Raw genomic sequence first — 11,995 nt, 5'->3', positions numbered from 1 at the left:
GTTGGCACATTTTTTAATGAAAAGCATAAGCCTGATTCAGGGAAGACGTATGAGAAGAGCTGTTATATTATCGGGGCCGCCAGCATCGTTGGCAGCAGCTACCATTTTCTGGCAGGCCTCATTCAGTGTTGGGGTTGTGTTGGCGATATTGCCAAGCGTTGTTTCAGGGACCAAACCCCACAAACCGTCGGAACAAACTAATAGATAGCCCGTTTCAGGTGCCAGGGCGGTGATGATCTCTGGTTCAAAAGGCTCCCCCTGACCCAGAGCACGATATAGAACATTTTTTTGCGGGTGGACGGCTGCCTCATCTGCAGTAAGCTGCCCCAACTCTTCCAGCCGTTTGACAAGCGAGTGATCGCGGGTGAGCGCATGCAGTGTATTATCCTTGCTGATTGCATAAACCCGGCTATCTCCCACATGTGCAATCGCCATTTGGTTATCAACGATCAACAATGCGGTGAGCGTGGTCCCGCCACCGGGCGCGTTTTCGAGAATGGTTTCATGTGCTTTGATAACGCCCTCAGCGAGAATTTCGCGCAAGGGAGTTTCGGGAGGCTCGGGGTTTGTCTGTATTTGGCTGCGGTAAACCTGATCCAAGAGGTGGCCGGCCATGGTTAGCGCAGCGATTTCACTGGCAATTTCGCCATATTGATGTCCACCCATGCCATCCGCGACGATATAAATTCCGAAAGGAAATTGGCGTTCATTCCCTGCCAGCATCGAAGTCATTATAAAAAGGGCATCCTCATTGTGATCGCGTTGTTTGCCCACTGATTGATAGCTACTGGCCTGGAGTTGCGAAAAATCGGCACGAATTGGGGGTATGCTTGTGATGCTATCCAGATGTGGTGATAAGGGCCGGGTAATATCTTGCGCGCCACTCATGGGTTTTGCTGTTGAAATGGCAGATTCATTTTCTTGATCCGCAGATGGCTTGGTTTGTCCAAATAGGCTTTTTAAAAAATTATTCACGAATGCTGACTCCTGTTGAGTGGGTGCATGCCAGGTGAGCAGGATTCCATATTTTGAGGTGGATCAAGCCCGAGTGAGTCTGAATTTCCATTAGATTGGCAGCGCATAAAGAAAATGATTCAATGATCCAATATATAAGATATTATTGGCAATCGTGGGGGAGCCTGTAATTGCGCCGCCGGTATCGAATTTCCAGCGTAAATTACCGGTTTTGGCATCCAGGCAATAGATATTGTTGTCGATACTGCCGCAGTAGATAGCATCGTTATGCAGCAGGGGAGAGCTTGAAACCTGGTGTCCAGTTGAGAAGTGCCAGGCTTCTTTAGATGTCTGCAAGTTGATACAGTAGATATTGCCATCGGCAGAGCCGATATAGGCGAATTGGTCTGTGACAAAGGGGGATGAGATGGTACCCCGCTCCATGCGGAAGCGCCACATGGGCCAGCCGGTTTGTGCGTTCACCGCATAGAATTGGCCGTCTACAGAGCCGAAGTAGACCACGCCGTTATTTATGCTTGGGGATGAAGTTACCGCTCGTTTGGCATTTGCGCGCCACCGGATTTTTCCATTGAAATCGGCAAAAAATAAATCGCCGTTTTCGGTGCCAAAATAGAGGCCATCATTGATGAGCAATGGCTTTGACCGCACAAGAGCCCCTGCGTTGATTTTTGTTGCCCGTCTCCCCGTGGTGGTGTTAATAACATGAATGTGTTCGTCGTCTGAACCAATGAAAACATGCCGGTCTTGTATGGTTGGGGTTGAGCGGATTGGGCCATCTGTCGAGTAGCTCCATTGCACACGTCCAGATATGGCGTTGATGGCATAGACACGATGATCTTCTGAACCAAAGAAAACGCTGTTTTCGAAATAGGCTGGTGTACCGGCGATTCCGCCTTCGCTGGCGTATTTCCACTTGAAATGGCCTGAAGTTGCATCGAGAGCGTAGAGATTGTTGTCGTACGCGCCAATGTAGAGCAAACCGCCTTGCACAATTGCCGAGCCGCGAATTTCATCTTCACATTCGAAATCCCACAACTGTTTAATTTCATAATCTCGAATAATTGCAGCAGTCCCTTTGGGGTGGTAGCTTGAACCACCCTGACGGGCGATCTGTATCAAGGCTTCTTTCATGGTATTGGCATCTTTAAAGCGCTCATCTGCATTATATTGCAGCGCCGTTTCAACAATCGTTTCAAATTCGATGGAAACATCGGGGTTGAGTTGGCGGATGGGTCGCTCGGCGAATGTGAACGGTGCTTCATCGCGTGGATCAATGCTGGTGAGCAAATGATGCAGGGTAGCTCCGAGGGCGTAAATATCCACTTTGGGGGATGATTCGCCGCGGTATTGTTCGGGGGGAGAATACCCCTCGGTGCCGATCATCGTCCCCTTTTGTCCGGCCTGAAACTTTTTGGCAATTCCGAAATCAACCAGAACAACGTGATTCTCCGGTGTCACCATTATGTTGGAGGGTTTCATATCCCGAAAAACAATCGGCTCAGGGGAGCGTGTGTGCAAGTAATGTAATACGTCGCACAATTCAATCCCCCAAATAGCGATTTGTTGTACAGACAGGTTTTCTTTGTTTGCGTTGACGATGCTTTCGAGATCTTTCCCGCGGATATACTCCATTACGACGTACGAGCGGTTATTAATCGAGAAAAAATCGTGAATTTTTGGAATCGCTGCGTGGCTAATGCTTGCTAATAGATTCGCTTCCCGTTCGAAATTGGCGACCATTATTTCGCGTAAAGCAGCATCGGTAACCTGGGCTATGATTTCTTTTACAGCAACATACTTGGTGACAGAAAAACGACTATCCCGCGCCAAGTAAACCGCGCCCATGCCACCCGTTCCTAAAGCCCGCTCAACAAGGTAACGGTTTTCGAGTAACGTCTTTGGCTTTAACTGACTGCCCTGATCTTCCAGTTCGCCTGGGTTGAAATTACGAGTAGTCGTTTGATCTTCCAGAGAATCCTCCTGTACATGCAAGTGTAGGAAGCGAAACGTAGGTGTATTATAGTCAGCAATGCAGAGAATTGCAAACTGTACGCCTGGGGGGTACTGGGTTGTTTTTTATTTGCCCTCTTGCCGGATAACTAATATTCAGGCACAATATCGAGTATAAAGTCCTTTATAGAAATTTAGCATATTGTCTTAGGGTTTACGCAATCTGATGGAAAACTTGTCGAGAATAGAGGCTCGGAGGGTGCGAAGTTACCACACCCCCTGTTTTTGGGCTTTTTTGCGCAAATCCTATATTTGCCCTTCCCACAATTTTCGCAGGAGAAAAAATGTCCAAAAAATTGATGAATTATGTCAACGGTGCATGGATTGAATCCACGGCCACAGAATATCAGAATGTAATCAACCCGGCTACGGCAGAAGTCCTCAGCCGGGTTCCGCTCTCCCCGGCCAAAGATGTGGATTCAGTTGTCCAGGCTGCCTCAACTGCTTTTGATGCCTGGCGACGAACTCCGGCTACTACCCGAATTCAGTATTTGTTTAAATTAAAAGACTTTATGGAAGTGCGTTTTGAAGATTTTGCCCGCACGATTGTGCTGGAGAATGGGAAAACTATTCAGGAAGCCCGAGGTGAGATGCGACGCGCAATTGAGAATGTGGAAACTGCCTGCGGGATTCCGGTACTTATGCAGGGCTATCTGAACGAGGATATCGCCAGCGGTATTGACGAAATGATGATCCGCCAGCCTTTGGGGGTGGTTGCCATTATTGCGCCGTTCAACTTCCCCGGCATGATTCCCTTCTGGTTTTTGCCTTACGCTTTGGCTACGGGGAATACGGTTATCATCAAGCCCTCCGAGCGCTGCCCGATGACCATGCATCTTGCCGTAGAAATCATGGAGCAACTCGACCTACCAGATGGCGTGGTTAACCTGGTCAACGGTGGCCCTGATGCGGTGAATGCGCTGCTCGATCATCCAACAGTAAAAGCGATTAGCTTTGTAGGCTCTACACCAGTTGCGCGGCACGTCTACAGCCGCGGGGCTGCCAGTGGAAAACGCGTCCAGGCCCAGGGCGGGGCTAAGAATCCCCTGGTGCTCATGCCCGATGCCGATGTCGAGATGACCACCCGTATCGTGACGGATAGTGTTTTCGGTAATGCCGGTCAGCGTTGTCTGGCGGCGGCGAATATTATCATGGTAGGCGCAGCCCAGGGAATATTCATCCCCGCGTTGCAAGAAGCCGCTGTGGAACGTGTCGTTGGCTATGGCCTGGATGAGAACACTCAAATGGGGCCGGTCATCACCCCGCAGAGCAAAGAGCGTATCACAGGACTCATCCAGAAGGGCATTCAAGAAGGCGCCGATTTGGTGGTGGATGGGCGTCAGGCGGCCATTGCGGGTTACGAGCAAGGGAATTATCTACTCCCTAGCATCCTGAAAAATGTTTCTCCAAAGAGCGAAATCGCCCGAACAGAAATCTTTGGCCCGGTGATGAGCGTAATGCACGCCGAAACGCTGGGGGAGGCCCTCCAGACTGTCAACGGTGGGGCCTACGGGAATATGGCTTGTATTTTTACCAACAGCGGCGGCGCGGCGAGACGCTTCCGCAATGAGGCTATGGCGGGCAATATCGGCGTTAATATTGGCGTTGCCGCGCCGATGGCTTTCTTCCCCTTCAGTGGGTGGAAAGATAGTTTCTTCGGCACATTGCACGGACAAGGCCAACATGCGGTTGAGTTCTACACTCAGACCAAAGTTGTGATTGAGCGCTGGCTCAAAGAGTGGGCGCGCGAATTTTAGTGGTTCCGCCGGAAATATGGGATGGAGGCTTTATCGCCATCCCATATTTCCGGCAAGCTTCTTGGGGTGCCAATGAAAGCCCGTGTCACAAAAGTATTTTCCCAAATAGATATCCGTGTGGTGCTGTGGGGTATCATCGCTATTTATACCCTTTTGCTGCCGAATGCAATTGTAGTTTACAGAACTCTGGTGAAATATATCGGCCAGACCGGCGCGGGGAAAATCCCGCTGATCAGCATTCTGGTTTTTGGCAGCGCCTACGCGTGGTACGGGTATCGTAAAACTGGGCATTTCAAGCATCTGTGGTATCTAATGCCCAGCGGATTGATTGCTCTGGCGATCATTCAATTAGAAGCGAATCCGAACAAGCACATCCACATTCCAGAATATGTACTCATGGCCTGGCTGCTTTACGCGGTGCTCTCGAAGGATTATAAAGGTAGCGGCATCTTCGCGCTGATAATGCTGTGCGGATCTTTCATGGGGGTCGTCGATGAGTTAGAGCAAGGCATTCATCCGCGCCGCTTCTACGGGTGGAGCGATATGCTGGTCAATAGCGCCTCAACCCTGATTGGTATTTTTACATTGCTGGGCGTTGCTCGACGATCCACGCGCGATTGGGGGTGGCGTTTATATTTGAGCGACTACAAACACGAAATTAGTGTACTGATCTTTGGTTTGTCGGGCGCCATCTTTATGAGTGCGCAGCTCTTTTTTGTGCAGACCTATAATGTGTTTTGGGGCGCGTATCCGCGCTGGCTTTTCACATGGAATATATTGTTTATCGCAAATCTGCTGATTTTACTCTACCGGCGCTGGCGAATCTTCTGGCAACACTTACCCAATTCGCTGGTGGATGATCTGATTTCGGTGAATGCGTCCGCAATTACCGCCCGCTTGTGGATTTATCCGCTGCTGACCATCGTCGCGTTTATGCACGCTCTGGTCGTTTTTGTGGCGCTCTTTGGGTTGAGTTTTCGATAAGGGGGAACTATTTGACAAGTTTGGGCGTCAGGATATTATATGATTAGCAATTGCATCGCCATTTGCGCGCCGCAGGAGGCATCCGATGAACTCAAAATTTACGCAACCGCACCACCTATTTTCGATCATCAGTACGTTATTTGCGTTGCTGGTGATTATGGCCTGTTCCATTGCCCAGCCGTTTACACAGAACCCCGAAGACGATCAAACCCTGCCGCTTCCCTATCAGGGCGACTCGACAGGCGCGAATGCGGGGGAATCTACTCCGGAGCCGGAGAGTGAAGAAACCGGCTTCGTGGTGATGTTAAGCGATGGACAGCCCCGGCCCCAAAGTGTGGAACCCTTGCCCGTCGCGGCTGGTGAACCCCTGGGGAATGCGGACCTGGCCCGTGTGCTGGCGCGTCTGCCCGAACTTGCTACCACGCCCGCAGATCAGCTCGATTTCAATCTGCCCGACGACGTTCTGCCACCGCCGCGTCCCGGTGAGACTATTGTGGAGGCTTTCCCGCCCGAAGAGGGTACTCAACCAATGGGCGTGGAGAGCGGCCCGCTGGAAGTGCTGCGCTATGCCCCCGAAGGGGAGATACCGATTGCGCCCTTCATCAACATCACCTTCAACCAGCCGATGGTGCCCCTGACCACTCTGGCCGATCTGGCTGCCGCAGATGTGCCCGTGATCGTTGAGCCGCCGCTGCCGGGAACCTGGCGCTGGCTGGGCACCAAAACACTCAACTTCCAATACGATTCCGAATTAATCGATCGCCTGCCGAAGGCCACCGAATATACTGTTACCATCCCCGCCGGGACGCAGTCGGCCACTGGCAGTGTGCTTGCCGATGCGGTGCAATTTACCTTCAGCACCCCGCCGCCAGTCATGCAGAATTCCTACCCCTATGATGATGCCCAACCGCTGGAGCCGCTGATCTTCGCGTCTTTCGATCAACGTATCCAGGCCGCCGCAGTGTTGGAAACGATCAGCATTACCGCCGATGGCGCGCCGGTCGCCGTGCGTATAGCCACAGACGAAGAGATTGCCGCCGATGAGACAATTCAATCGTTGACTGGACACACCCTCGAGAGCCGCTGGCTGGTTTTCCGCCCGCTGGAGCCGCTGCCTACGGATGCTTATGTTGAAATCCGTATTGGCCCCGGCACGCCCTCCGCGGAGGGGCCATTGCTTACACAGTCGGCGCAGAGTTTCAGTTTTCACACCTATGCTCCGTTGCAGATTGTGGATTATGGCTGCTCGCATTGGGATGATGAGTGCCGCCCGCTGATGCCCTTCTACATCGAGTTTAATAACCCGATTGATGTGGAAAGCTACACCGAAGCGATGTTGCGAATTTCGCCCGAATTGCCCGGCGCTTCGCTGGATGTGATTGGCGACACGATTACGATTCGCGGTGCGTCTCAGGGGCAGACCACCTACACGGTTACAGTGGACGGCGCGATCCGTGATGTGTTTGGTCAAAGCCTCGGTGAGGCCGAACAGCTCAAATTCCGGGTCGGTTCCGCCGAGCCTTTCCTGATCGGCCCTGACGAGCTGTTTGTCACCCTCGATCCCTCTGCCACAGATCCGGCTTTATCTCTTTACACGATGAACTACGACCGCCTAAATGTGCGCGTCTATGCTGTGCAGCCATCCGATTGGCCGGATTTTCTGGAGTATATGCGCCGCTTCTACGAGACTGACCGTCCCGGCGACCCACCCGGCGAGAAAGTGCGCGACAACGCTGAACGTATTGATGCGCCTTCGGATTCGCTGGCTGAAGTTCAGATTGATCTCAGCGAATATCTAAAGGGCGCTACGGGTGGGCAGTTTGTTGTGATTGTCGAACCACCCAACGGCCTGTTCCAGCAAGATAATTATTGGGAGACGGTTCACACCTGGGTGCAGGTTACGCAGATCGGCCTGGATGCTTTTGCCGATGCCAGCGATCTGGTCGTGTGGGCCACCGCGCTGGTCGATGGTAAACCGCTGGAAGGCGTGAGTATTGGCGCATCTGGCGCAAATATGAGTACCGATGCCGAAGGTGTGGCGCGCTTCGCCATCCCTGATGGGGGCGTTGAGCACCTGACAGCTCGCCTGGGCGACGATACCGCCATGCTGCCGCGCTCCACGTACTATTGGGGCGGCGATAGCTGGCATCAACGTGCCGTGTACGATGAATTGCGCTGGTTTGTGTTCGACGACCGCCAGATGTACAAACCCGGCGAAGAAGTGCATCTCAAGGGTTGGCTGCGGCTGATTGGCGGCGGTCAGCGCGGCGATGTGGGTCTTGCGGGGGATGGCATTACCGCTGTGAGTTACGATTTCATTGGCTCGCAAGGCAACGAGATTGGTAGCGGCAGTGTCGATGTCAATGCTCTGGGTGGTTTTGATTTTTCGTTCACACTGCCCGATAACGCCAATCTTGGCTATGCCAGCATCCAGTTTAACGTCCAGGGTAGCCTATCAGGTTCAAGTGGAAGCGATTATTATCACAGTTTCCAGATTCAGGAATTCCGCCGCCCTGAGTTTGAAGTCAATGCTCGCAATGAGAGTGTGGGGCCGTATTTCGCGGGTGATTCAGCCATGTTGGCTGTAGAAGCTAAGTATTTTGCAGGCGGCCCGCTGCCCAATGCTGAAACCACCTGGTGGGTGACATCCTCGCCGACGAATTATCAACCCCCTAACTGGCCCGATTTTTCCTTTGGCTACTGGACCCCCTGGTGGTGGTGGGGTTGGGATGGCGTTTCCGCTGATACAACCACCGAAACTTTCACCGGTCTGACCGATGCCGCCGGAGAGCACTTCTTGGGCCTGGAATTTGGCGCCGCCGGAGAGCCGCGCCCGTATAGCATCATGGCCGAAGCCTCAGTGATGGATGTCAACCGTCAGGCCTGGAACAGTTCCACCAGTTTGATGGTGCATCCTGCCGACCTGTATGTGGGTCTGCGCAGTGAGCGTTATTTTGTCGAGCGGGGCACGTCTCTGGAGATCGAGTTGATCGTTACCGATCTCGACGGGAATCCCGCCCCCGGGCGCGCTATCGAAGTTGTTGCTGCCCGCCTCGAATGGAAATATCTCGACGGCACCTGGCAAGAGCAGGAAGTTGACCCGCAGGAATGCGCGGTGCAATCAGGCTCTGAGCCGGTAAATTGCACCTTCAGCACTGAGATTGGCGGGCGTTACCAGATCACCGCCGCAATCACCGACGAGCAAGAACGCCAGAATCAGAGCCGCATCACGCGCTGGGTCAGCGGCGGCGAGCAGCCGCCCTCCCGCGAAGTTGAGCAAGAAACGGCTACCCTGATCCCCGACAAGGATAGCTACCAGCCCGGCGATGTGGCCGAAATTCTGGTGCAGTCGCCCTTTAGCCCTTCGGCAAGCGCAGGACAGGCCCCGACCGAGGGCCTGCTGACCGTCAGCCGCAGCGGGATGCTCTACACTGAACGCTTCACTCTGGATGGTGGCACGGTCACTTTGCATATTCCCATCGAAGAAGCGCACATCCCTAATCTGAACGTGCAGGTCGATTTGGTTGGCTCGGCTCTACGCCTGGACGATCAGGGTGAACCTGTCCCCGATGCGCCGCCGCGCCCAGCTTATGCCAGTGGCACGCTCAACCTGAGCATCCCGCCCTTGCAGCGCACCCTGGCGCTGGATCTCTCCCTCGAAGAAACCGAACTCGAACCCGGTGGTAGCACCATGCTTTCGGTGATGCTTGCCGATGCCAATGGCGCGCCGGTTGCCAACGCTGAACTCGCCGTCGTCGTTGTCGATGAAGCCATTCTGGCCCTGACCGGGTATCAGATGCGCGATCCGGTTTCTGCGTTCTATTCGCATCGCCCCGCCGACCTCAGCAGCCTGTATGGACGCGCCAGCATCATTCTGGCTGATCCTATGGCGTTGGCCGATGCCGCTCGTTCTGGCGAAGCATTGGTGGAGGCTACTGCTACAGCTCAAAAAGTTGGCGGTGCCATTGAAGAAGCCGAGATGGCGCTAGAAGCCGCGCCTGCACCCGCCGCCGAAGGCCTTATGGCCGATATGGATGATGGGAATGCCGCGGCCGCGCCCATCGCCGTGCGCGCCGACTTCAACCCCCTGGCAACCTTCGCCCCCACGGTTTATACCGATGAAATGGGCGCGGCACAAGTCGAAATTGATTTGCCCGACAATCTCACGCGTTACCGCGTCATGGTCGTCGCCGTGGATTCAGGTGGTCAGCAGTTCGGCTCCGCCGAAGCTAATCTCACCGCCCGTTTGCCGCTGATGGTGCGCCCCTCAGCGCCGCGCTTCCTCAATTTTGGCGATAGTTTTGAACTTCCCATCGTCCTTCAGAATCAGACGGATGACATCCTGACGGTAGACGTTGTCGTTCAGGGCGCGAATATAATCCTCACCGACACCTCCAGCCTGCGCGTCGAAGTCCCCGCCAACGACCGCATCGAAGTGCGCTTCCCCGCCGCTACCGATATGGCGGGCACAGCCACCTTCCAGATTGCTGCCGTCTCCGGCAATTACGCCGACGCCGCCACAGTCGAGTTGCCTGTCTATACTCCTGCTACGACCGAGGCCTTCGCTACCTATGGCGTGGTGGATGAGGGCGCTATCGCCCAGCCTATTGCCCGCCCTACGGATGTCTTCCCCCAGTTTGGCGGCCTGGAAATTCAAACTTCTTCCACAGCGCTGCAAGCCCTCACCGACGCGGTCATGTACCTCGTTGGCTACCCCTACGAGTGCTCCGAGCAGCTATCTTCTCGCATCATTGGTGTGGCTGCTCTGCGGGATGTGCTCACCGCCTTCGAGGCCGTAGGCCTGCCCTCCCCCGAGGCTATGGAATCCGCCGTCCAGCGCGATATCGAGCGCCTTAGCGGGATGCAGAATTGGGACGGCGGTTTTCCCTATTGGCGCCGCGGCCAGGATTCGATCCCCTTCAACACCATCCACGTGGCCCACGCTTTACAGCGCGCCCAGCTCAAGGGTTTCGACGTTCCCACCAACCTGCAAGAAAATGTACTCTACTACCTGCAAGACATCGAGAGCCACTACCCCTACTGGTACAGCCAGAACACTCGCTGGACATTGAGTGCCTATGCTCTGTATGTGCGGGATTTGATGGATGATTCCGATCCGGTGAAAGCGCAAGGTTTGTTGGATGAAGCCGGTTTGGAGAATCTCTCCCTCGAAGCGGTGGGCTGGATTTGGTCGGTGTTGGTCGATGCCCCCGGAGCGGATGCTACCCTCGAGGCGATTCGCATCTACGTTGGCAATCGCGTTGTCGAGACCGCCGGAGCCGCTAACTTCACTACATCCTACGATGAGCAATCCTACCTGTTGCTGAGTTCTAACCGCCGCACGGATGCCATCCTGCTCGATTCCCTGATAGCTGACAACCCCCAGAGTGATCTGATTCCCAAGCTGGTGACTGGCCTTCTGGCGCATCGCACGCGCGGTCACTGGGGCAGCACCCAAGAGAATGTCTTTGTGCTGCTGACCCTCGACCGCTACTTCAACACCTATGAGAGCCAGACTCCTGATTTTGTGGCCCGTATCTGGCTGGGTGAGACCTACGCTGGCGATCACGCCTACGAAGGTTACACCACTGAGCGCCATGAAACCAATATCCCGATGGAGTATCTCGTCTCCGGCGCAGACCTGCAAGATTTGGTCTTGAGCAAAGAAGGCACCGGACGCCTGTACTACCGCCTGGGCCTGAGTTATGCCCCCACCGATCTGAACTTGCCCCCGCTCGATATGGGTTTCGTCGTCACGCGTGAATACGAAGCCGTTGATGACCCTGAAGATGTTACCCGCGACGAGGATGGCGTCTGGCATATCAAAGCCGGGGCACGCGTCCGTGTGCGCCTGAGCATGGTCGCCGATAACCGCCGCTATCACGTCGCCCTGGTGGATCCGCTGCCTGCTGGTTTGGAGATTGTCAACCCTGCGCTGGCGGTTTCCGGCTCTGTGCCGCAAGACCCTGGCAGTTCTGATTATCGCTACGGTTGGTGGTGGTGGGGAACCTGGTATGAACACCAGAATATGCGCGACGAGCGCGCTGAAGCCTTTACCTCCCTGCTCTGGGATGGCGTCTACAAATACACCTACATCGCGCGCGCTACCACGCCGGGGACGTTCGTGGCCCCACCCGCCAAAGCCGAAGAAATGTATTCCCCCGAAGTCTTTGGCCGCAGCGCCAGCGATTGGGTGATTGTGGAAGATTAACAAAAAGAGAGCGGCGGGCCGCCGCTCTCTTTTTGCGCTTGCCTAAGCTTATCGGGTT

Annotated in this window: 5 protein-coding genes; 3 read left to right on the top strand and 2 right to left on the bottom strand. The window is 54.4% G+C overall.

What is annotated here, in order from left to right:
- Positions 1–36: 36 nt before the first annotated feature.
- Complete coding sequence (locus HN413_10330; protein MBT3390798.1) at positions 37–975, bottom strand: serine/threonine-protein phosphatase; 939 nt, start codon at positions 973–975, stop codon at positions 37–39.
- A 90-nt stretch (positions 976–1,065) separates the two neighbouring features.
- The gene (locus tag HN413_10325) at positions 1,066–2,967 is read right to left on the bottom strand and encodes a PQQ-binding-like beta-propeller repeat protein (GenBank protein MBT3390797.1); all 1,902 of its coding nucleotides are present in this window, start codon (positions 2,965–2,967) and stop codon (positions 1,066–1,068) included.
- Between the two features lie 302 nt (positions 2,968–3,269).
- Between HN413_10325 and HN413_10320 the strand changes: the two genes are divergently transcribed.
- The 3 genes from HN413_10320 to HN413_10310 all read left to right on the top strand — a co-directional run bounded on the left by HN413_10320 (position 3,270) and on the right by HN413_10310 (position 11,937).
- Positions 3,270–4,742 carry a CoA-acylating methylmalonate-semialdehyde dehydrogenase gene (locus tag HN413_10320; GenBank protein ID MBT3390796.1) on the top strand — a complete coding sequence of 491 codons (1,473 nt, stop codon included), beginning with the start codon at positions 3,270–3,272 and terminating at the stop codon, positions 4,740–4,742.
- Between the two features lie 72 nt (positions 4,743–4,814).
- Complete coding sequence (vanZ, locus tag HN413_10315) at positions 4,815–5,726, top strand: VanZ family protein (protein MBT3390795.1); 912 nt, start codon at positions 4,815–4,817, stop codon at positions 5,724–5,726.
- A gap of 85 nt (positions 5,727–5,811) precedes the next feature.
- Entirely contained in the window at positions 5,812–11,937 is a 6,126-nt protein-coding gene (locus HN413_10310) for a hypothetical protein (protein ID MBT3390794.1), read from the top strand.
- Positions 11,938–11,995: the final 58 nt, after the last annotated feature.

The sequence above is a fragment of the Chloroflexota bacterium genome (assembly GCA_018648225.1).
Lineage (GTDB): Bacteria > Chloroflexota > Anaerolineae > Anaerolineales > UBA11858 > NIOZ-UU35.
The sequence above is the reverse complement of the archived record's forward strand: the minus strand, read 5'-3'. Positions and strand labels throughout refer to the sequence as shown.

Bases quoted from the DNA above. Each gene is read 5' to 3' on its own strand.
- HN413_10310 (MBT3390794.1), top strand. From the start codon at position 5,812: ATGAACTCAAAATTTACGCAACCGCACCACCTATTTTCGATCATCAGT.
- vanZ (MBT3390795.1), top strand. From the start codon at position 4,815: ATGAAAGCCCGTGTCACAAAAGTATTTTCCCAAATAGATATCCGTGTG.
- HN413_10320 (MBT3390796.1), top strand. From the start codon at position 3,270: ATGTCCAAAAAATTGATGAATTATGTCAACGGTGCATGGATTGAATCC.